This is a genomic window from Ruegeria sp. K3, from assembly GCF_056531845.1.
Genome location: NZ_JBQFMM010000001.1, coordinates 705,968 through 727,377, shown reverse-complemented (window position 1 = coordinate 727,377; position 21,410 = coordinate 705,968). Strand labels below are relative to the sequence as shown.

Sequence of the window (21,410 nt, the reverse complement as noted above, 5' to 3'; positions counted from 1 at the left end):
CCCCGCGCAGGGTCAAAACACGAAAGGCTACAATGGCTGTTTTGCGCCGCTGCGTCATTGTCCGATCAGAGATCGCTTCACCAGATCGTCCCGACGCCAGTTCTCAAGCCCCTGCACAAGCCCATGCGCCATGGATGCGCGCCAGTTCGGATCAGAGATGTTCTTGAAATCGCGCGGGCTGGACAAAAAACCCAACTCAACCAGAACCGATGGGATATCTGCTGCCTTCAACACCGAAAACGACGAAGAACGTAGCGGACGACGATTCATCGGGCCTCCCTGCTGCGTCATTCCATCCACCAGCGAGCGCGCCAGTGCGCTACTGCGTGGCACGGTCTCTTGCCGAGCCAGATCCAGCAACACATCAGCGACCTGATCGTCCGCACCGCTGAGATCAATGCCTGCGATCAAATCACTCCGGTCATGCCGTTCGGCCAGCTTTTGACTGGCAACGTCTGAAGCTTCCTCTGAAAGAGTGTAGACGACCGACCCATGCGCCAGCCCTTCGGAAAGCGAATCCGCGTGCAGTGAGATAAACACGTCGGCCCCGGCCTGATGTGCCAGCGAGATACGGCGTTCGAGCGAGACGAATTGATCGTCAACACGCGTCATCACCACTTCGAAACCGCCGGTTCGCAGCAGCGCCTCTCGCAGCTCACGCGCGAAGGTCAGCATCAGTGTTTTCTCATTGGTATCAGCGAATTCTGCCCCGGGATCAATGCCGCCATGCCCGGGATCCAGCATGACCCGTACCGCCCGCACGCCGTCGCGCCGCGGCAGTGCCGGTGTCACTGCGGGTTCCGGCAAATCCCAGCCGGGCTGACGGGGGGCACCTGCGCTGGCTGCAAAACTGTCAAAATCAGTGCCTTTTAGGTGCAGCGATAGTTGAGCAGTGCCCGTCGCCTGATCAAACCGCAGATCAGCTGTTTCCACCGCCAGCGGAGCGCCCAGCTCCAACACCAGACGCGACCAACCGGGCACGTATGCCCCGAATTGAACACCGCTGATCCGGCTGGTTTGTAGGAAGGTCTCGCGGTTCAGGCCAGACCAGTCGACCTCTTGGAAATCCAGAACCACGCGGTATGGATCGCGCAGCGTGAACACGCGGTATGGCACGCCTTGAGTCAGCCCAAGTTCGACCCTTACGCCGGTATTACCATCATCGACGATGCCGCTCTGGTCCGGAAGGACGCGTGCGAGCGCGCTGAAGTCCTGCGCGACCGCGACACCGTTCAACGCCCAGATCAGGGCGATTGCGTAGAAAATCCTGCTCATGGCCTCAAGTTATCCCGAGATCGTTTGAGGCAGAGCCTATCGCATGACGCCGCCTTTGTGAACGCTTTAGGCCGATTGCGGGATCGCACCCCGCTTGGCCATAAAACGTTGCAGCCGATCCAGCCCATCCTGAATGTCTTCGGTCGATCGCGCATAGGAAAATCGCAGCGTCGTGTGCCCGCGCACTGGGTCGAAATCCAGCCCCGGCGTCACGGCAACCCCGGCTTTGTCGAGAATCTCGGCTGCAAATGCCCGGCTGTCATCGGTCAAGTCTGAGACATCCGCGTAAACATAAAACGCCCCATCCGGCGGTGCGATATTGGTAAAACCGGCCTTGGGCAACCCGTCCAGCATCAACAGACGATTGCGGCGGTATACATCCAGATTTGCCTGCAATTCGTCGTTACAATCCATAGCTGCCAATGCGGCCACCTGACTGGCGTGAGGCGCGCAGATGAACATGTTCTGGGCAATCCGCTCAACCACCCGTACCTGATCCTCGGGCACAACCATCCAGCCAACGCGCCAGCCGGTCATCGAAAAATATTTGGAGAATGAGTTTATCACATAGCACTCATCCGTCAGCTCGAGCGCAGTGACGGCTTTGGCCTCGTATTCCAGCCCGTGATAAATCTCGTCACTGATGAACGATGCACCCTGCGCGTGCGCCGCATCGATCAGCGCCTGCATCGCCGCATGATCCAGCATTGTCCCAGTCGGGTTGGCAGGCGAGGCAACCATCAATCCCTGCAAATCAAGCCCCGTGAAATCGGCGGGCACCGGCTGCAGCCGGTTTTCCGGTGCTGTCGGCAAGTCTACCGGCACCAAACCCAATGCTTTCAGGATTTGCCTATATGAGGGATATCCCGGGGCACCAATCCCCACCCGATCACCGCTGTCGAACAGAGCGGTAAAGGCGAGCAAAAACCCGCCCGATGATCCCGGTGTGATGACCACCCGTTCTGGATTGAGATCAACGCCATACCATTCACCATACATCTGCGCGATCCGCTGACGAAGAGCGGGCAAACCCAAAGCCACCGTATACCCAAGCGGCCCTTGTTCCATGGCCTTCGCCAATGCTTCGGTTGCCCCTTTGGGTGCGCCGGTCCCCGGTTGACCTACTTCCATGTGAACGACATGCCGCCCGGCTTCTTCCGCCTTGCGCGCGGCCTCCATCACGTCCATCACGATGAAGGGATCGACCCCGGAACGGGTTGAGTTTCTCATGGCCATCTCCCATGTTGCAGCCATGGCTTTTGAACGCTTATCCCGGCTGGCGTCAATCCCGGCCGTGTTGCTGCTGGCAGTGACATGGTCGATCAGCGCCATGCAGGCCAGCGCGCAAAGCCTTATCCGCGATCCCGACATTGAACACGGGCTGCAAGAGCTTGCCTTTCCGATCCTGCGGGCCGCTGGCCTGAACACCAACCGGGTGCGCGTACTGATCGTCAATGATGGTACGTTCAATGCCTTCGTGATCGATTACAACACGATCTATATCAACTATGGCTTGATCCTGAGCGTCGATACGCCCGAGATGCTGCAAGCGGTGATCGCACACGAGGCCGCGCACATCGCCAACGGCCACTTGGCCAGACGCTCAGAGAACCTGCGCGCGGCACAACGTAACGCGCAGCTTGGGACACTTTTAGCGCTTGCAGCCGCAGCCGCAGGTGGCGGAGAAGCTGCTGCAGGAATTGCAGCGGGCACACAAGCCTCGGCGCTGCGCAGCTTTCTGGGCCATACGCGGGCCGAAGAAGCCTCGGCGGATCGAAGTGCTGCCAGCTATTTGCGTTGGGCGGGAGTATCTCCGCGCGGGATGGTCAACCTGCACCGTAAGTTCGCGGGGCAAGAGCTGTTGAACCCCGTCAATCAAGACCCCTACATGCGCTCACACCCTACCAGCCGCGAACGTTTGCGCGCGGCCGAGGCCTTTCTGAACGAATTCGGCGACAAGGCAGAGCAAAACGCAAATGCCGATTACTGGTTCGCGCGGATCAAAGGTAAGTTGTCAGCCTTTCTTCGATCCCCGACCTGGACCATGCGTCGCGCGGGCGAAGAAAAAGATCGTGACATACGCCTGATGCGCGAGGCATCGGCCCATCATCAAAATCGCGATCTCGCCCGTGCCCGCGCCGCAATCGATGGTGCGCTGGAGATTCGCCCTGACGATCCGTTTTTTTATGAATTGAAGGGCCAGATTCTATTGGAGAACCGGCGCGTGCGCGAAGCTGTGGATGCCTACGGTGCAGCCGTTGATATGGCGCCCAACAATGCCCTGATCCTCGCCGGTTACGGACGTGCTTTGCTGGCGGATGGCAAGACGAAGAAAGCCCTGCAAGTGCTTGAAAAGGCGCGCGCACGCGACTATCGCAATGCCCGGCTGATGCAGGATCTGGGTTCTGCCTATTCGCAGGTGGGCAACAACGGAATGGCGTCTGCGGTGACTGCAGAACGCTATGCGCTGCAGGGCCGACTTGATGATGCGGGCATACATGCTAAACGGGCTGTTGCACAGCTCCCCGAAGGCTCTCCGGGTTGGCAAAGGGCACAGGATGTGTTGATTGCCTCGGAGCGCGCAAAGAAGAAGAAAAAGAGGAAACGGAAATGATCCTGAGACATGCTGCACCGGCCCTATTGGGTCTTTCCCTGATCACTGGTCCTGCGCAGGCGCTGGAATTGAACGCGATGAGCGACGCCGAGAAGGCCGAGTTTGGCGCACAGGTGCGCGAATACCTTCTGGAAAACCCCGAAGTGATCCTCGAGGCGATCAACATCCTTGAGGAACGCAATGCCGTTGCCGAGGCTCAGGCTGACAAGGAGCTTGTCGCGGCCAACGCTGACGAGCTTTTTAATGACGGTTACAGCTGGGTCGGTGGCAATTCGGACGGCGATATTACTCTGGTCGAGTTCATGGACTACCGTTGCGGTTACTGTCGACGCGCCGTGCCCGAAGTGGCCACCCTGCTGGCCGAGGACGGCAATATCCGTCTTGTGATTAAGGAATTGCCGATCCTGGGCGATGCCTCTGTAGCGTCATCCCGCTTTGCCATCGCAACAAAACAGGTGGCCGGAGACGATGCCTATAAGCAGGTCCATGACGCTCTGCTGGAATTCAGCGGCGAGCCCTCCGAGGTGACCCTGCGCCGGATTTCAGATGGGCTGGGTCTGGACAGCGACGCGATCATCGCGGCAATGAACAGCGATGAGGTCACCGAAGAAATCGCAAAAACCCGCGATCTGGCGCAAAAGCTGCGGATTTCAGGCACACCGTCCTTTGTTCTGGGCACCGAAATGATGCGCGGGTACCTGCCCGCAGACCAAATGCTCCAGATCGCAAATGGTGTTCGGGCAGAACAGGGTTAAGTCATCACTGTGGGTTTCCAGCATGGATCGACGGAACCTCTTACTCACTGGAGGCGCGCTGAGTTTTATGGGCCTGTCTAAGCAAGCCCTCGCTCAGCGCACCTCAAACTTCTTTGTACCGGCGGAAGAAGCGCCCCACGAACGCACATTTATGCAATGGCCGGTCAGCCGCAAAGTTTACCGTGACCAGATCTTTCTGGATATGGTGCAACAAACCATCGCGGAAATCGCGAACGCCATTTCCTCCTTTGAACCCGTGACAATGCTTGCGGCGGCAAAGCACCATGCGGATGCGCGTCAAAAACTATCCTCATCAGTCGAGCTCTGGGATGTTCCAACCGAAGATTTGTGGTGCCGCGACGCGGGTCCAATCTTCGTGATCGACAATCGAGGCGGGATTGCGGTCACTCATATCCAGTTCAACGGCTGGGGTCGGAAACAGGTGCACAAACACGATGCGCGGATCGCTGCCAAGGTTGCCGACCATCTCGGTCTGCCCCTGCTTCCGACCGGCTTGAAAGGCGAGGCCGGCGGTGTAGAACAAGACGGTCATGGGTTGTTCATGGCCCATGAAAGCTCATGGGTGAATGAGAACCGCAATCCAGACCTGTCACGCAATGAAATTGAATCTCGATTACTGGCTGCATATGGGGCCGACCGCATGGTCTGGTCCGATGGGGTCTGGGGCGAGGATATCACCGATTACCACATCGACAGTCTGGCGCGCTTCACCGGCCCTGGGCGCGTTTTGATCAACCTGCCAGACGAGCCGGATATGGATGATCCGTTTCATGTCGCGGCCCTTGATACTCATGACCGTCTCGTCGCCGAAGGATTGCAGGTTGAGGTGATCCCTGAACCCAATAGGCGCCGAGTTAACGATCCCGAATTCGTGGCGTCTTATGCGAATTACTATGTTTGTAATGGCGGCATCGTGATGGCCCAGTTCGGAGACCGCGAAACCGATGAGATTGCACAGATGGCCCTAGCTCGTCACTACCCCGGGCGCGAGATCATTGCATTGAATGTCGACGTATTGGGCGAGCTGGGCGGCGGCATTCACTGCGCAACACAGCAAATGCCTGTTGCATAGGCCTTGTTACTCAGCAGCTTCAGCTGCCGCATCCAGCTCTGCTGCCTTCTTTTCGACCTCTTCAACGATGTGATCAATCATCTGGTCGTTTGACATCTTGTGGCTGGCTTTGCCTGCCAGATAGACCATGCCCGAGCCTGCCCCGCCACCGGTGAAACCGACATCGGTCATCAGCGCCTCACCCGGACCGTTCACGACACAGCCGATGATCGACAGGCTCATGGGTGTCTTGATGTGTTCCAAGCGATGCTCCAACGCCTCAACCGTTTTGATTACGTCAAAACCCTGTCGCGCGCAGGAGGGGCATGAGATGATGTTCACGCCGCGATGGCGCAGGCCCAGAGATTTCAGGATCTCATAGCCGACCTTGACCTCTTCCACCGGATCAGCAGACAGGCTGACGCGGATCGTGTCGCCAATGCCCATCCACAGCAGATTGCCCAGACCGATGGCCGATTTGATGGTGCCGCTGACCAGCCCTCCGGCCTCGGTGATGCCCAGATGGATGGGCGCATCCGTCGCCTCGGCAATGCCCTGATAAGCCGCGGCTGACAGGAATACGTCGCTGGCCTTCACACTGATCTTGAAATTGTGAAAGTCGTTGTCTTCGAGAATACGGATATGCTCCAACCCGCTCTCGACCATCGCTTCGGGGCACGGCTCGCCGTATTTCTCAAGCAGGTGCTTTTCCAGGCTCCCTGCGTTCACCCCGATCCGGATCGAGCAATTGTGGTCTCGCGCGGCTTTGATGACCTCTTTCACCCGTTTTTCATCGCCGATATTGCCCGGATTGATCCGCAGACAGGCCGCACCGGCCTCGGCGGATTCGATTCCGCGACGGTAGTGGAAATGAATATCAGCCACGATAGGAACAGGGCTTTCGCGCACGATCTCTTTCAGCGCTTTTGACGAGGCCTCATCCGGGACCGAGACCCGCACGATATCCGCCCCCGCCTCTGCTGCCGCCTGCACCTGTGCCACGGTCGCAGCCACATCGGTGGTCAGCGTGTTGGTCATGGTCTGCACGGCAATCGGTGCGTCACCTCCGACGGGCACATTGCCAACCATGATCTGGCGGGATTTGCGGCGATAGATATTGCGCCAAGGGCGCACGTGATTGAGCGACATGAGGATCGATCCGGATCAGCCTGAATTGACCCTTAGATAGTTCGCCATCCCTTGGGGAGCAATGCCAAGATCACTCGGCGGGCGCTTCTGCCGCCTCGGTCTGCAACTCGGCCACCAGTTGCTTGAGTGCGCTGTTCTGATCGGCCTCAAGATCGGCAACTGCGAAGGTTTCTGCAACGGCATCCTTTGACAGAACAACACCTTTGGCCACCGTACCCGGCGCGCCCACAGGACCAAAGTGTTCGCCATTCATCGAGAAATAGACCGACCCCGCGGCTCCTGCTCGCAGTTGCGGGGGTTCCTCGGTGAGCGGCACTTCAAACGTGCTGCCCTGCTCAACGGTGCCCAGAGTTCCTTCGAAAATCACGCTGCCATCGGCTGCAGTGACACGCATCCAAGCAGGGTTCACGGCCACGATCTTCAGCGTCGTATCCAGCTTTTCAACCACTTGAGGCAAGGCCGGGCGTTCAACCGTATGAACTTCGGTCACTTTGATTTGCGGAGGTTCAGGCGCGCGGAACGTTCCGACATTGCGCGGATCAAGGGTGGAAATCGGCGCATCGCGCGCCACCAGCACCGGCACATCAAGTGCCTGCGGACGATACAGACGATCCAGCGCTTCAGAGCTTGGCACCTCGGCGCTGGCCAGTTCCGTTGCCTCGGGCCGGGCCTGCGCGGCATCCAGCGGGTCAAGGTCTGTAAGCACGACGGGGGCCTGCTCAACCGGGCTGACCTGCACCTGCTGAATGCGGTTCAGAACCGACCAGCCCCCATAACCGATGCCGCCAATGACGGCCAACAGCACCAGCGTCGATCCAATAGCACGCGGTTCAATCTGGCTGACTACGGATTCGCGGCCCGGAATATAAGGCGTATTGGGCGAGACAAACGGATCACGTCCCATCGGCCCGCGTGAGGGCAAACCACCTTGCGCCTTTTTGACCACCGACGCCTCGGCCGACATGCCATGCGCAACCTCGAAACCGCTTTCCTGACAGAAGGTCGCAAAAGTCTCATCGGGGTTCATGCCCAGATAGCGGGCATATGAACGCACATACCCGGCGATGAAGCCGGGTGTGTCAAAGGCATCGGGATCTGCATTTTCGATGGCGGCGATGTAGTTGGCTTTGATTCGCAGTTCACGCTGCACATCCAGAAGCGACTTGCCCATCGTTGCACGTTCGCCGCGCATGACATCGCCAAGCCGTACCTCATAGTCATCAAAACCCTTGGGTCTGACGTCCATGTCTTCTTCGGAATCGCGCTGTGATCTGCGCCCAATCATTCCTGCTGCCCCATCTTTGCCTGTCGCGTGTTACGCGCAAACGTCGAATCGCCCCTATAACGATTCGTCCGCTTCTTTTGTTAGCGTAAGCTTAACACGCAGCAAACTCGTTGCACACTTTAGCGTGAGGTTATCCAGCAAGTTCGGCGCGATTTAGCGCACAATGTGACCAAAGTTCGTCCATCGCCTGCACCAGACGGTTCATTTCGTCGGGTCCATGCACCGGAGATGGCGTAAACCGCAGACGTTCGGTGCCGCGCGGAACGGTCGGGAAATTGATTGGCTGCACATAGATACCATAGTCATCCAGCAGCATATCGCTCAACTTCTTGGTGTGGACGGGGTTGCCAACGATCACCGGCACAATGTGGCTGCCGTGATCAATCAGAGGCATGCCAAGTCCTTTCAGCCTCAGCTTAAGAATGCTGGCCTGGGTCTGGTGCTGCTCGCGCAGTTCAGGCGCGCGCTTGAGATAGGCCACCGAGGCTGCCGCCCCTGCCGCAACCGCAGGTGGCAGCGAGGTAGTAAAGATAAAGCCCGGCGCATAGGACCGGATGGCGTCACACATCTTGGCACTCGCCGCGATGTAGCCGCCCATGACACCGTAGGCTTTGGCAAGCGTTCCGTTGATGATGTCAATGCGATGCGCCAACCGATCACGCTCGGTTACACCCCCGCCGCGGGGGCCGTACATGCCAACTGCGTGAACCTCATCAATATAGGTCAAAGCACCGAATTCATCGGCCAGATCGCAAATCTCTTCAATGGGTCCGAAATCGCCATCCATCGAATAGACCGACTCAAACGCGATCAGCTTGGGGGCTGCAGGGTCATCAGCCTCAAGCAACTCACGCAGATGTGCCACGTCATTGTGGCGGAAGATGCGTTTGGCACCCCCGTTGCGGCGCACGCCTTCGATCATCGACGCATGGTTCAGTGCATCGGAATATATAATCAGGCCGGGGAACAGTTTTGGCAGAGTGCTGAGTGTCGCGTCATTGGCGATATAGGCACTGGTGAATAGCAGTGCGGCTTCTTTGCCGTGCAAGTCCGCCAATTCAGCTTCCAGCCGTTTGTGATAGACTGTCGTGCCTGAAATGTTGCGCGTTCCGCCCGAGCCTGCGCCTGCGGCCTCCACCGCCTCGTGCATGGCCTCCAGAACAACAGGATTCTGACCCATGCCCAAATAATCATTGCCACACCACACGGTGATGTTCTGCTGCGAACCATCGGGACAAGTCCGTACCGCATGCGGAAAATGACCGTTCCGGCGTTCAATATCGATAAAGGTCCGATAACGTCCTTCGTCATGCAGCCTGGCAATCGCTGTATCGAGCTGAGCAGTATAGTCCAACGGACCCTCCTTGGATGCCCGGTTATTATAGCCCCGGGCGACTTTTTTCGCCACTTCACAAGCCGGGCTGGAAGTATGGCGTCGCGTTCATCTGTCCAACTGGCCTACAGCCGAACAGCCGAACCCAACTTTGATTTGCATCAAATAACGCCAAACGCCTAAACCGACAAGCAAAGTTACGACCACAAGACGCGAGGAAACGCCGCAGGCCTTTCCCCCAGATCCAGCACAGAAACCTGCTGGACGGTACCGCCCATGCTGATAGGCTCTGCCCAATTTCAAGACCTTCCCAGGAGACCCCTATGTCGCTTGACGCTGTACTGAGCCGGATCGACGCCGATCTGACCACCTCCATCGACCGCCTGATGGAGTTTCTGCGCATTCCCTCCATCTCGACTGACCCGGCCTTCAAAGACCAAGTCGACCAGGCTGCCGATTGGCTGGTGGCGGATCTGAAAAGTATCGGTATTGCAGCCGAAAAGCGCGAAACTCCGGGACATCCCATGGTCGTTGGCCATGTCGGTGAGGACAGCGGTGGGCCGCATGTTCTGTTCTATGGACACTATGATGTGCAACCTGTCGATCCGCTGGAGCTGTGGACACGCGATCCTTTCGATCCGGCTTTGGAAGACACTCCACACGGACAGGTGATACGCGGGCGCGGCGCTTCTGACGACAAAGGCCAACTAATGACCTTCGTCGAGGCCTGCCGCGCCTGGAAAGCAGTGCATGGCACCCTGCCCTGCCGCATCACGTTTTTCTTCGAAGGTGAGGAAGAATCCGGGTCGCCCTCACTCGTGCCATTTCTCAAAGCAAACAAATCCGAGCTTCAGGCGGATCTCGCGCTGGTCTGTGATACTTCGATGGTGTCGCGGGGGGTGCCTTCGATAGCGTCGCAATTGCGCGGCATGCTCAAGGATGAATTCACAATCATCGGTCCCCGCATCGACCTGCATTCGGGCCACTATGGCGGGCCGGGTCTGAACCCGCTGCGGGAACTGTCGCGCATCGTCGCATCCTTCTATGATGAAGAAACCGGCCGCGTCGCAGTCGAAGGTTTTTACGAAGGCGTACACGAAGTCCCGGCCGAGCAATTGCGCCAATGGGAGAATTGCGGGTTCGATGAAGCGGAATACCTGAATTCGGTTGGCTATACCGAGCCGCACGGTGAAACAGGCTATTCCACGCTGGAACAACAATGGGCGCGACCCACGCTTGAAGTGAATGGCCTTTGGGGAGGTTACAACGGCGCGGGCTCCAAAACCGTTATCCCGTCCGAGGCACATTGCAAGATCACCTGCCGCCTGGTCGGCGACATGGACCCGGACGCGCTCCGCAAAAGGATCCGCAAACATGTCGAAGAGCGCCTGTCTACGGATGCTAAAGTGGTCTGGGACAGTGATCTCGAAGGCTCGCCTGCTTCGGTGATGAACCTTAGCCGCCCAGAATTCGAAGCGGCCCGCGGAGCACTTTCGGACGAGTGGAATCGCGAGGCCGTTTTCACCGGGATGGGCGGATCAATCCCGGTGGTTGGATATTTCAATACAGTGTTGGGGCTGGATTCGATGCTGGTTGGGTATGCCAACGACGATGATGCCATCCACTCGCCGAACGAGAAATACGACGTCAAAAGCTTCCACAAAGGCATCCGCTCGTGGGCCCGTATATTGGAAGCAATAAATAAATGAGGATCCTTTGCGAGGCTCTGCCTCGCGCTCCGAGGTATTTTCGGCCAGATGAAGTACGGATCCCCTGCTTCATCTGGCTATAAATATCTCGGGGGAGTCGCGGCTTGCCGCGGCGGGGGACAGAGCCCCCTGTCCTTACATGTGGATCACGCGTCCATAGGCATCCAGCACGCTTTCATGCATCATTTCAGACAGCGTCGGATGCGGGAAGACGGTGTTCATCAGGTCTTCTTCAGTGGTTTCCAACTGGCGACCGACCACATAGCCCTGAATAAGCTCTGTGACTTCGGCACCGATCATGTGTGCACCTAGCAGTTCCCCAGTCTTGGCATCGAAGACGGTCTTGATCAGTCCCTCGGGCTCACCAAGCGCGATGGCCTTGCCGTTGCCGATGAACGGGAAGCGTCCGACCTTGATCTCATAGCCCAGCTCTTTGGCCTTGGCTTCGCTATACCCAACCGAAGCGACCTGAGGCTGGCAATAGGTGCAGCCCGCGATGCTTTCAGGCTTCACCCGATGTGCGTGTTTGCCCGCGATCAGCTCAGCTACCATCACGCCTTCGTGGCTGGCTTTGTGTGCCAGCCAGGGCGCCCCGGCGATATCACCTATAGCGTAAAGCCCGTCTACCCCAGTGCGGCAGTATTCATCGGTGACCACGTGCGTGCGGTCGATCTTCACACCCAAGGCTTCAAGCCCGAGGTTTTCCACATTGCCGACGATGCCCACGGCCGAGATCACCGTATCAAAATCGTGTTTCTCAACCTTGCCTTTCACCTCGATATGCGCAGTCACCTTGCCCTTGGCGCGGTCCAATTGTTTAACCATCGCCTTTTCCATGATGGTCATGCCCTGCTTGGTGAAAGCTTTCTTGGCAAATGCACTGATCTCGGCATCTTCTACAGGCAGCACTCGATCCATCACCTCGACCACGGTCGTGTCCGCGCCCAACGTGTTATAGAAGCTGGCGAATTCGATCCCGATCGCACCCGAGCCGATGACCAGCAGTTTCTTGGGCATCCGCGGCGGTTGCAGCGCGTGTTTGTACGTCCAGACCAGATCGCCATCCGCTTCAAGGCCCGGCAGTTCGCGCGCCCGGGCACCGGTGGCCAGAACGATATTCTTCGCGGTTAGGTCTTCCGTGCCTTTGTCTGTTTTGACGCTGACCTTGCCCTTGGCGGGGATCGATGCCTCGCCCATGACAACAGCGACTTTGTTCTTTTTCAGCAGATGACCTATACCGCCGGACAACTGCGCGGCAACACCGCGCGAGCGCTTCACAACCGCATCCAGATCGTAGCCGACCTTGTCTGCTTTCAAGCCAAAATCCTTGGCACGCTCCATCAGGTGAAACACTTCCGATGACCGCAGTAGTGCCTTTGTCGGGATACAACCCCAGTTCAGGCAGATACCACCCAGATGCTCGCGCTCGACAACAGCGGTCTTCAGGCCCAGTTGCGCCGCGCGAATAGCGGCTACATAGCCACCGGGGCCAGCCCCGATTACGATCAGATCATAAGATTGTGCAGCCATGTTTCCCTCTCGGCACAGGTCAGTTCAAAAACTAGTTTACCGTTAAACTATTTTTTACAACGCATCAACATCAGAGCCCGCGACATATGTGACGCGGGGTCAAATCAGGTATTTGGAGCTGAATTCAGCCTATACCCACGTTACCGCAAAGGCTAGAACTGACGAATATGCACTTCCAGTTTTTGACCTTCCCGATTTTCGAAAGGCGTATCATGGCTAAAACGCTCAAAGATTTACTGCTCGCTCTTTTGAACGCGACATTGATATTGTTGGCTTTATGCCTGTTTTTGGGGTGGAAACTTGCGCAGTCTGTCGATCAGATCCGGGTCGGGTTTGCTGAGAACCTGCAGGTCGTGGCGCCGCTACGAGATCAGGCGCAGGGAATTCGTGGGGAACTGGCCGCGTTGCGCAGCGATCTTGCAACCCTTGGCAGTCAGGGCACGCAACTCGATGCGGTTACGCGCCAACAGTTGAATGCGGCATTGCGACGTTTGGGTGATCTGGAGGGGAAGCTGGAAGACACTCAGGCCCGATTGGCGGGCCTGGTCGAAGAACCAGAAGACTTGATCGACTATGCCATCACGACATCCGCCGACACTGTCACCGACCGCCTTCTGATCCTAAAAGGCTGTGAGCCCGCGACCTAGGTCGCGGCCTGCAACTCACGCACAGTCGAACCATATCCGCCATTACTGACATATGCGGCTTCGTGTTCAGTGGTCGCGCGTTCCAGCGCATCGTTTCGATACGGGAAACGACCGAACTTGCGGATCACCTCACGATGAGCGCGCGCATGAAGCAGATTGCTCTCGCCGCCTTCCGGCATCCGTTCGATCATAAGGCGCACACAGCGCTCCTGATCGCACAGATTTTCCGAATGCATCATCGGCAAATAAAAGAACTGCCGCGCCGGTTCGTCGATCTTAAGATCCCAGCCTTTGTCGACCGCGCATTTCGCTGCAGCCAGTGCTGCCCGATCCGATGCAAAGGCCTGTTTGCTTCCTCGGAACATGTTGCGAGGCAACTGATCCATAAGAATAATATAGGCCAGCGAACCGCTAGGATAGGTCAGCCAAAGCGAGAATTTACCCTCACACGCGGCTTCCCATGTTGAAAGAAATTTATCCCGGATCCGCGCATCCAGCGCTTCATCCTGCAGGTACCACCCCTCGGGGCCAACCTCATCTAACCAAAAACTCAATACTTCTTCAGGACCTACCATTGCCCTAGACTCCGTAATTGCCCTCCCCAGGACGTAACGTCATTAAAATCACTTTTACAGATTTGTGACAGTAACATATTGCAACACAAAAGTCACATTTCCGGCGCTCAGGCGGGTTCTTGCGTATCCTGCTCGTCCTGGGCTGCCTCAATGGCGACCTCTTGCGCAACTTCCAGGGCAACGGGCGAAGATGTCGGGTAGATCGGGGCAATCGATCCGGTTTCATCCACGGGTTTGTAGACGCGCTGGGTCATACGATAGGCCGCATAGGCGGCCATGATGAACATCAGCGCCGCGATGAACAGGAAAAAGCCTTGTGGGCCGAGCACGCCAGCCCCCATTAGCCAACCGGTGATAATTGGACCTGCGATTGCGCCCAAGCCGTTAATAAAAACCAGACCGCCCGAAGCCGCCGACATATCGTCATACTCCAAGTAGTCATTGGTATACGCGATCAACAGAGAATAGAGCGGGCTTGTCATGCCGCCGATGATAAAGGCAGCTACGAGAAGCATGGTGAAAGTGACGCCCAGTATCATGCCTATCACGGCGCCTACCCCACCAACAGCGGCCACCAGCATGATCAGCAGACGGCGGTCCATTCTGTCGGACATCCAGCCCAACGGATATTGCAGGACTACGGCGCCGATATAAAACACCGCGACGAAGGTCGAAATCTCGACCAGACTCAACCCCACCTGAGCGCCATAAACGGCGCTCATCCCGAATTGCGCTGAGAATATCCCGCCCAACAAGAACATGCCGACACAGCCCAGTGGCGATGTTTCCATCAGTTGGCGTAATGTCATCGGTTTGGTGGTATCGAACGCCGGTGTTGGAGAGATGGACAGCAGAATAGGCGCAAATGAGATCGAAACCAGAATAGAAGCGATGACAAAGGTCTCATATCCCGCCGGGTCACCGACCAGCAGCAATGCCTGAGCACTCACGACCCCCGTCATCTGCACCATCATATAAAGCGACAGCGCCTGTCCCCGATTCTCGTTGTTGGCCGCGTTGTTCAGCCAGCTTTCCGCCGTCACGTACACGCCCGAGAAACAGAATCCGATAATCACACGGCCCAGCGACCATGCAATCGGATCCGTGAGCATCGGATACATGATCATGACGGCTGAGATAAAGGAAGCCAGCGCTGCGAATACGCGCACGTGACCAACTCGCCGGATCATCTCGGGGGCCAAACGCGAACCACCTAGGAAGCCAAGGAAATAGGCCGACATAACAAAAGACATCTCGAGGGTCGAAAAGCCCTCGATTTCGCCGCGCACACCCAGCAACGTGCCCTGCAGGCCGTTGCCGACCATCAGCAATCCCATTCCCAAAAGAAGCGCCCAAGCGCTGGAAAGAACCTGAAGCATTCTGTCTATCCAAAATTGCCGGTGTGTTTTGTCCGCTTTGCCGTCAATGACGAAGCACGTCGCGCTTGTCTACGACATTGTAAGGGCGCAGATGGCCAAGATACGACTATGGTATAAGCAGAGATCCGTCGCCGTATGAGAAAAAGCGATATTCTTCTGCGATAGCGTGGTCATAGACCGACTTGACCCGATCCTGCCCAATCAACGCCGAAACCAGCATCAGCAATGTGGATTTCGGCAGGTGGAAGTTGGTCATCAGCGCATCAGTGACGTGAAATTCAAAACCTGGGTATATGAAGATATCGGTCTCGCCTTCCCACGGCGCGATCCGGCCGCGTCGTGCTGCGCTTTCGATCAGTCGAAGGGCAGTTGTGCCCACCGGGATAACGCGCCCGCCCGCTTCTTTGGTCGCCGCAATCTCGGCAGCGGCCTGCGCGCTGACCCGTCCCCATTCGGCGTGCATCTTGTGGGTGGTCACGTCTTCCACTTTGACCGGCAGAAATGTGCCTGCCCCCACATGCAGTGTGACATGCGTGAACTCGACACCGCGCTCCGATAGCGCCTGCAAAAGCGCATCATCAAAATGCAAGGACGCGGTTGGGGCCGCTACGGCTCCGGAGTTTCGCGCCCACACAGTTTGGTAGTCGGTCTTGTCTTGTTCATCCGCCGCACGTTTCGCTGCGATGTAGGGAGGCAACGGCATCGCGCCGGCCTGCTCCAACGCTTGATCGAAATCCTCTCCGGTCAGGTTAAAGCGCAGATAGGCTTGGCCATCGGCAACTCGGTCCAGGGTTGCGCTCAGATCGTCTGAGAATACGATCTCTTCGCCCGGTTTGATCTTCTTAAGCGGCTTGATCAGCGCGGCCCAACAACCATCAGATTGCGGGTCCAGCAATGTCGCCTCAATCGCGGCAGATACCTGCCCTTGCGCGCTGTCACGGTGGCGGCGACCGCTGAGGCGAGCGGGAATGACGCGGGTGTCGTTCAGCACCAGACGGTCCCCGGGCTGCAATATGTCCGGCAGATCGAACACGCGCCGGTCCTGAACAGCATCACCCTGCGCAAGCAGCAGTCGCGCGGACGAGCGCGGGCTGGCGGGACGCGTGGCGATCAGGTGTTCGGGCAGGTGGAAGTCAAAGTCGCTGAGTTTCATGGCCGCGCCATACATCGGCCCGACAGATTCGGCCACAGCTCAGATCAGCGATCCTCACCACGTGTCTGGAAGGCGGGATTGGGTTCGCCAGATCGATCCGGTGTGGCATTCGGGCCATCCGAGACCGTTGGCGCAGGCTCGCGCAACAGGTTGCGCAGAAACAGAGGTGCGAGACCAGACAGAGGATTGACCGAAACTTGCGGGTCGGACAGCGGTCCGGACAAAGTGTAGTTGAAGGCAAAGATACCTTCCCCCTTTTTGGTCAGAACGCTGCCAATTGCATTGACCAGATAGATCGGTGAAATCGCGCCGCGCAGGTTCAGCATCCCGGCTACAGTGTCGACCGTACCATCAAAGGACAGCCCCATTGATGGCCCCACGGCACTACCGCTCAGCACTTTCACCTCGGTCGGAGTGATACGCATTTTGCTGTCGATGGCCGCGAAGAAAATACCTTGCCCCGCCATTTCATCCAGCAACCCCACCAGACTGATCGCGTTCAATATCGCTGCCATGGCCGGGGCGTCCGTGATCCGCGTATTTTTGATTTTCAGGTCGACGTCATAGTTTCCAGGCTCTGCGATCGGATCCAGCTGCAATTGCATTGTTCCACCGCGTGCCTGCGTCAGAACCCCTGCTGATCGCAGAACTGCCCCTGCATCGTCCGAGGTTAGACCAACCGCAGATCGGGACGCGCGCGGGGTGACCTGACCGCGGATCGCTGCACCGCCATTGACTTGCGACGCAAAGCTGCCGGTCAGTCCGCCAGTGGTTTGAAACGAGCCAGTCAACCCGGTCAACGCAACGGATTCAGTGACTTGTAGTCGGTCCAGCTTCACATCCAGCTTTGGCCCGGGCCCGGCAGCACCACCGCTGCTACCTCCCTCACCGATGGTGGATTTTCCCAGATCAAGCACGCCGCCCAACACACGGATATCTGGCAGCGCGGCACCACGCCCAATCAATTCCGCCGGAACTGCAAGCCAGTCGCCCAGTTCGAACGTGCTGAACCGTACCCTTTCGAACCCGCCATCCCGGAACGAGATCGCTGCAGTTGTCCGTAGACCAGCAGCGTTGATCCGAAGGGAATCGACACTTAGCTGAGCGCCCAGCGTGGCCTCGGCAGTCAGAGAGCCGCCAGTGCTGGCTGATTTGCGCCATCCAAGCTCAGGGATCGCCAGCGCGACACCAACCAGATCGGATTGTGCGGACAAGCGCGGGGGCTCACCCGCACCAAGACTCAGGCTGAAATCGGCGATCCCCTCTCCGGTCAACATGCCGCGCGGCAGTCTGGCATTGATTTGTTCCATCAGACGCGGGGAGAATTCGATTTGACCTGTCAGTTCGCTTTGCTGCGGGGTTTCGCCTCCGATCGGCTGCCGCCAAAGCGCTTCAACCGGTACGACGCCAAACAGCCCCTCGCCCTGGATGGCCACTTGCGTCTGGTCGCCGCTCAGGTCCAATCGGTCTGCGCTGACTTCAAATCCGGGTACCAGCTTGCTGCTGTCCAAATTCGACAACTCGCCAACAAAATGGAACCTGGTATCTTCCAGCTTCAGGCCCTTAATCAACGGCAAGGAAAGCGTTCCACTCAGACTGACCTGACCGTCGGCCAGATCCACCGGCAGATTGGCCTTGGTCAGCATTTGCAGCGGCGGCCGGTCCAGCAATGACATGGCTGCGGTTACACTGCCGCTGGCCTTAATCCGCGCAATGGCCGGGGTGGTTTTTTTGATGCCGGTATCGGGGATGATGAACGAGGTGCCCGAGGCATCAACGGTACCTCCTTCATCCGCGATCACAATCCCCTTTTGCGCCGAGACGGTAAAGCGCCGGTTGAGCAGGCTGGCCTGCCCCTGCGCGTCTTGGATAGTTGGCAACGTCTTGGCGAACCGAATCTCGGTCTCGTCGAATTCGAAATCCGCATAGATGTCCGGCTTTTCGCCGGGCCGTAGACGCAGGGCGAAATCCAGATCGGACATTTCTCCGTGATAGAGGTTGTCGGTGACCCAAAGGCGCGGTTTCGGGGCAAGTCGTTCGGGCCAGTAGTTCAACAGCTGATCAGAGCTCATCCGATCAATCTGCGCGTCAATGGCTGCGACCCAGCCGTCGGTCAAACCAGCCAGAGACCCGCTGAGCCGTGCGCGATGTGCACCGTCTTCAACCGTCATCTGCCCCAGCTGTATACGGAACGGCGCAAGTTTCATCTGGAAATCAACATCGGCCCGCGTCAGATTCAGTGCTTCGGGGAACAGATTGGCCGGGTTGATCTCAATCCCGCTGAGGCGGAACTGCCCCGACATACTGTCCAACCCGCCAGCTTTGACCCCATGTAGAAAGGCCTTGCCATCTGCCTGCACAGTACCCCAGGCAGACTGGATCGAGACTTCGTTGAAATCCAGCGCCTGTTGTTTCGGGTCGTAGGTAAAATACGTTCGCGCCGCGTCGAATTTGATCGGTGTTGTTTCAGGCGTGGGCTGCACGGCGCCTGCACCCAGATTCAACGTGGCAAAGACCGGCCCCAGCGCGCCCTCAGTATCAATGCCACCCCTCAAAGCACCTGAGATCGGTGTGCGAAGTACCTGCATCCATGCCAGCGCCGGGCTGTGGCCTGCGATATCCTCGGCGGGAAGATCGGTGATCGAGATGCCGAACTGCGCAGCCGGACTGCCCAGCAAACTGGTATAGTTGGCCTCGATCGTGCTGACATAATCGCGACCGGCCAGCACCGAGAAATTGGTGGCCAGACGAACCTCACCCGCGCTGCGGTTGGCCTGAATACGCCCGCCGTCCAGCACCCAGGACCGGCCCAACCGCAGGTCCTGATAGTCCAGCGTAATTGCATCCAGTTCGACCGAGGTCAGGGCTGACAAAATAGGCGCCTGGAACACCTCGTCCGATGATTCAATCAGCTGCGCCAGGTTCCGGGCCTGACCGACCGGCGCACTTCCGGCACCGACCGTCAGCGACAGCGCTCCATCGACACCCCGTGTCAGTGCAATCTGCGCGCCTTGCAATATGATCCGCTTCGGGCGCACATGCCCGCGCAACAGCGGGCGCATCGACAGGCTGGCCCGCAGGTCGGACACTTCGGCAATCTGCCGTCCGTCCGCATCGCTGATACGAACATCGGTCAGTCGCAATCGCGGACGCCAGCCTTCATGAATGATGAAACTGACATCGCCGAACCGAACTTTGACGCCACCCAATGTCTGATCAAGGCGCGCCTCGACCCGGTCGCGCAACCAATCCGGCGCGTGCATGCGCTGGCCGACAACCATAAAGCCGGTGACCAGTGCCAGAAATCCAAGGATGAAGACACCGCGCAATGTCCACAGCCCTGCGGTTCGACGCCGCGACCGACGGCGGGGTTTCTTATCCGCCTTCGTGTCATCCTGCTGTTCTTGCTGGACCAATTTGCGTCTCACGCCTTTCAACCTGTCAACGGAGCCCTATGATAAGCGGCAACCGTTAATTTCTCAGCCGGAGTTTGAATATGCCCGAAGTCTCAGACATCGCACCCGACTTTACACTGCCTCGCGACGGCGGCGGCGAGGTGACCCTGTCGGAACAGCGTGGCCGCGCGGTCGTTCTGTTTTTCTATCCCCGCGATGATACGCCGGGCTGCACCAAGGAATCCATCGGTTTCTCGGAACAACTACAAGCCTTTGCGGATGCGGGTGCTAACGTTTTCGGCATCTCGCGCGATACCGTGGCAAAGCATGACAAATTTGTCGCCAAGCACGGCCTTACGACGCCGCTTTTGTCCGATGAGGGTCAGAGCGTGTGCGAAGATTATGGCGTCTGGGTCGAAAAGAACATGTATGGGCGCAAATCCATGGGGATCGAACGCTCGACCTTTCTGATTGATGCGGATGGAAAAATCGCCCGCGTCTGGCGCAAGGTGAAAGTGCCGGGTCATGTGGACGAAGTGTTGGAGGCCGCACGCGCGCTCTAGCCCTCTCGACCCGCGCGGGCATCAAGGGTATGACCCGCGCGGAGTGAAGCGTAAGGGGGCAAGCGTGTCAAAAACACTGACCGAAATGGCGACCGAGGTTTTGACCACATCAGTCGGTCGCGAGAAAACCGCCCTGTCCAAACGATACGCCGTTGCCTGGTTCGCAGCCCGGCAAGGCGACGCGCCCAAGATCGAAGTGGGCACCGCAAAGCCACCGCTATACCCTGCGCGACCTGAAAAGCCCGAACTGTTGTCGCCTCGTGATGTACCGCGCCGAAGGGCGGGGTCCGAGGCCGGCCGCATCGCACTGTTGCACGCTGTCGCTCATATAGAGTTGAACGCCGTGGATCTGCATTGGGATATCATTGCCCGGTTTGGCCATGTGCCCATGCCCATCGGCTTCTATGACGATTGGGTGAAATGCGCCGAAGAAGAATCGCGCCATTTTGAGATGGTCTGCGACTGCCTCGAACAGATGGGCAGCCACTATGGCGCCCTGCCCGCCCATGCAGGCATGTGGCGCGCCGCCGAGGACACCGCACAGGATCTTATGGGTCGTCTTGCCGTCGTCCCAATGGTGCTTGAGGCACGTGGGTTGGACGTGACCCCCGGAATGATCGACATCTTCCGCAAGGCCAAGGCTGACGACGCAGTCGCTGCACTGGAAGTGATTTATGCCGAGGAAGTTGGTCACGTCGCCTATGGCTCGAAATGGTTCCACTTCTTGTGCGGGCGCGAGAATGCCGACCCCAAGGATGTATTCCACGCCCTCGTCCGCCGCTACTTCCACGGCGCGCTGAAACCACCATTTAACGAAGAGAAACGGGCCGAGGCCGGACTGCCGCCAGATTTCTATTGGCCCCTGACCGAAGACCTGCCACCACCCGGAGTTGTGTCGGACTGACAGCAAATGCTCGCTATCGGCAAGTTCTCGCCGATCACGTGCGGTAATTCTCCGTTCATAGCTCTTGATTGG

General features: G+C 58.0%; 17 protein-coding genes. 7 read left to right on the top strand and 10 right to left on the bottom strand.

Going from position 1 to position 21,410, the window contains the following annotated elements:
* Positions 1–54: 54 nt before the first annotated feature.
* Both ACR0MP_RS03595 and ACR0MP_RS03590 read right to left on the bottom strand, forming a co-directional pair.
* The gene (locus ACR0MP_RS03595; RefSeq protein ID WP_480759234.1) at positions 55–1,275 is read right to left on the bottom strand and encodes an N-acetylmuramoyl-L-alanine amidase; all 1,221 of its coding nucleotides are present in this window, start codon (positions 1,273–1,275) and stop codon (positions 55–57) included.
* Between the two features lie 66 nt (positions 1,276–1,341).
* Positions 1,342–2,505, bottom strand: a complete 1,164-nt coding sequence (locus tag ACR0MP_RS03590; protein ID WP_480771515.1) for a pyridoxal phosphate-dependent aminotransferase — start codon at positions 2,503–2,505, stop codon at positions 1,342–1,344.
* Here ACR0MP_RS03590 and ACR0MP_RS03585 point away from each other — a divergent pair.
* From ACR0MP_RS03585 to ACR0MP_RS03575, 3 genes are read left to right on the top strand one after another with little or no spacing between them, the layout of a single operon-like run.
* Complete coding sequence (locus ACR0MP_RS03585) at positions 2,504–3,889, top strand: M48 family metalloprotease (RefSeq protein WP_170422466.1); 1,386 nt, start codon at positions 2,504–2,506, stop codon at positions 3,887–3,889. The genes ACR0MP_RS03590 and ACR0MP_RS03585 overlap by 2 nt on opposite strands.
* Positions 3,886–4,644 (top strand): DsbA family protein, encoded by a 759-nt coding sequence (locus tag ACR0MP_RS03580; RefSeq protein ID WP_480885850.1) that lies wholly within the window; start codon positions 3,886–3,888, stop codon positions 4,642–4,644. Before ACR0MP_RS03585 ends, ACR0MP_RS03580 begins: the two co-directional genes overlap by 4 nt.
* Before the next feature lie 22 nt (positions 4,645–4,666).
* The gene (locus tag ACR0MP_RS03575) at positions 4,667–5,737 is read left to right on the top strand and encodes an agmatine deiminase family protein (protein ID WP_480893677.1); all 1,071 of its coding nucleotides are present in this window, start codon (positions 4,667–4,669) and stop codon (positions 5,735–5,737) included.
* Between the two features lie 6 nt (positions 5,738–5,743).
* Here ACR0MP_RS03575 and ispG read toward each other — a convergent pair whose 3' ends face one another.
* The 3 genes from ispG to hemA all read right to left on the bottom strand — a co-directional run bounded on the left by ispG (position 5,744) and on the right by hemA (position 9,504).
* On the bottom strand, positions 5,744–6,865 hold the full coding sequence (gene ispG / locus ACR0MP_RS03570) for a flavodoxin-dependent (E)-4-hydroxy-3-methylbut-2-enyl-diphosphate synthase (protein ID WP_170396552.1): 1,122 nt from the start codon (positions 6,863–6,865) through the stop codon (positions 5,744–5,746).
* Between the two features lie 70 nt (positions 6,866–6,935).
* Positions 6,936–8,150, bottom strand: a complete 1,215-nt coding sequence (locus tag ACR0MP_RS03565) for a helix-turn-helix domain-containing protein (protein ID WP_170403043.1) — start codon at positions 8,148–8,150, stop codon at positions 6,936–6,938.
* Positions 8,151–8,280: 130 nt separating this feature from the next.
* Positions 8,281–9,504: a 5-aminolevulinate synthase gene (gene hemA, locus ACR0MP_RS03560; RefSeq protein WP_170403046.1), complete on the bottom strand. Its 1,224-nt coding sequence runs from the start codon at positions 9,502–9,504 to the stop codon at positions 8,281–8,283.
* Positions 9,505–9,806: 302 nt separating this feature from the next.
* On the opposite strand from hemA, the gene ACR0MP_RS03555 reads away from it, so the two are divergent.
* Positions 9,807–11,192, top strand: a complete 1,386-nt coding sequence (locus ACR0MP_RS03555; protein ID WP_170403049.1) for a dipeptidase — start codon at positions 9,807–9,809, stop codon at positions 11,190–11,192.
* Positions 11,193–11,327: 135 nt separating this feature from the next.
* On the opposite strand, the gene lpdA is transcribed toward ACR0MP_RS03555, so the two are convergent.
* Positions 11,328–12,722, bottom strand: coding sequence for a dihydrolipoyl dehydrogenase (gene lpdA, locus ACR0MP_RS03550; protein ID WP_170403052.1), 1,395 nt, complete (start codon positions 12,720–12,722; stop codon positions 11,328–11,330).
* Positions 12,723–12,934: 212 nt separating this feature from the next.
* Between lpdA and ACR0MP_RS03545 the strand changes: the two genes are divergently transcribed.
* A complete protein-coding gene (locus ACR0MP_RS03545) occupies positions 12,935–13,369 on the top strand; it encodes a hypothetical protein (protein ID WP_170403054.1) in 435 nt (144 codons plus the stop codon).
* Here the strand turns inward: ACR0MP_RS03545 and ACR0MP_RS03540 are convergent.
* From ACR0MP_RS03540 to ACR0MP_RS03525, 4 genes are all read right to left on the bottom strand, one after another.
* Positions 13,366–13,944: a DUF924 family protein gene (locus tag ACR0MP_RS03540; protein ID WP_170396541.1), complete on the bottom strand. Its 579-nt coding sequence runs from the start codon at positions 13,942–13,944 to the stop codon at positions 13,366–13,368. The genes ACR0MP_RS03545 and ACR0MP_RS03540 overlap by 4 nt on opposite strands.
* Positions 13,945–14,051: 107 nt before the next feature.
* Positions 14,052–15,323, bottom strand: coding sequence for an MFS transporter (locus ACR0MP_RS03535; protein WP_170403056.1), 1,272 nt, complete (start codon positions 15,321–15,323; stop codon positions 14,052–14,054).
* 106 nt (positions 15,324–15,429) lie between these two features.
* Positions 15,430–16,476, bottom strand: a complete 1,047-nt coding sequence (gene queA, locus ACR0MP_RS03530) for a tRNA preQ1(34) S-adenosylmethionine ribosyltransferase-isomerase QueA (RefSeq protein ID WP_170404706.1) — start codon at positions 16,474–16,476, stop codon at positions 15,430–15,432.
* Between the two features lie 44 nt (positions 16,477–16,520).
* The gene (locus ACR0MP_RS03525) at positions 16,521–19,904 is read right to left on the bottom strand and encodes a YhdP family protein (RefSeq protein WP_480885844.1); all 3,384 of its coding nucleotides are present in this window, start codon (positions 19,902–19,904) and stop codon (positions 16,521–16,523) included.
* A 68-nt stretch (positions 19,905–19,972) separates the two neighbouring features.
* Between ACR0MP_RS03525 and ACR0MP_RS03520 the strand changes: the two genes are divergently transcribed.
* On the top strand, positions 19,973–20,434 hold the full coding sequence (locus tag ACR0MP_RS03520; RefSeq protein ID WP_170396533.1) for a peroxiredoxin family protein: 462 nt from the start codon (positions 19,973–19,975) through the stop codon (positions 20,432–20,434).
* Positions 20,435–20,519: 85 nt separating this feature from the next.
* Positions 20,520–21,338 (top strand): ferritin-like domain-containing protein, encoded by an 819-nt coding sequence (locus ACR0MP_RS03515; RefSeq protein ID WP_480885887.1) that lies wholly within the window; start codon positions 20,520–20,522, stop codon positions 21,336–21,338.
* Positions 21,339–21,410: the final 72 nt, after the last annotated feature.

Excerpts from the sequence above, each read along its gene's own strand:
- ACR0MP_RS03595 (WP_480759234.1), bottom strand. The coding sequence starts at position 1,275 with ATGAGCAGGATTTTCTACGCAATCGCCCTGATCTGGGCGTTGAACGGT.
- ACR0MP_RS03585 (WP_170422466.1), top strand. The coding sequence starts at position 2,504 with ATGGCCATCTCCCATGTTGCAGCCATGGCTTTTGAACGCTTATCCCGG.
- ACR0MP_RS03590 (WP_480771515.1), bottom strand. The coding sequence starts at position 2,505 with ATGAGAAACTCAACCCGTTCCGGGGTCGATCCCTTCATCGTGATGGAC.
- ACR0MP_RS03580 (WP_480885850.1), top strand. The coding sequence starts at position 3,886 with ATGATCCTGAGACATGCTGCACCGGCCCTATTGGGTCTTTCCCTGATC.
- ACR0MP_RS03575 (WP_480893677.1), top strand. The coding sequence starts at position 4,667 with ATGGATCGACGGAACCTCTTACTCACTGGAGGCGCGCTGAGTTTTATG.
- ispG (WP_170396552.1), bottom strand. The coding sequence starts at position 6,865 with ATGTCGCTCAATCACGTGCGCCCTTGGCGCAATATCTATCGCCGCAAA.
- ACR0MP_RS03565 (WP_170403043.1), bottom strand. The coding sequence starts at position 8,150 with ATGATTGGGCGCAGATCACAGCGCGATTCCGAAGAAGACATGGACGTC.
- ACR0MP_RS03555 (WP_170403049.1), top strand. The coding sequence starts at position 9,807 with ATGTCGCTTGACGCTGTACTGAGCCGGATCGACGCCGATCTGACCACC.
- lpdA (WP_170403052.1), bottom strand. The coding sequence starts at position 12,722 with ATGGCTGCACAATCTTATGATCTGATCGTAATCGGGGCTGGCCCCGGT.
- ACR0MP_RS03545 (WP_170403054.1), top strand. The coding sequence starts at position 12,935 with ATGGCTAAAACGCTCAAAGATTTACTGCTCGCTCTTTTGAACGCGACA.
- ACR0MP_RS03540 (WP_170396541.1), bottom strand. The coding sequence starts at position 13,944 with ATGGTAGGTCCTGAAGAAGTATTGAGTTTTTGGTTAGATGAGGTTGGC.
- ACR0MP_RS03535 (WP_170403056.1), bottom strand. The coding sequence starts at position 15,323 with ATGCTTCAGGTTCTTTCCAGCGCTTGGGCGCTTCTTTTGGGAATGGGA.
- queA (WP_170404706.1), bottom strand. The coding sequence starts at position 16,476 with ATGAAACTCAGCGACTTTGACTTCCACCTGCCCGAACACCTGATCGCC.
- ACR0MP_RS03520 (WP_170396533.1), top strand. The coding sequence starts at position 19,973 with ATGCCCGAAGTCTCAGACATCGCACCCGACTTTACACTGCCTCGCGAC.
- ACR0MP_RS03515 (WP_480885887.1), top strand. The coding sequence starts at position 20,520 with ATGGCGACCGAGGTTTTGACCACATCAGTCGGTCGCGAGAAAACCGCC.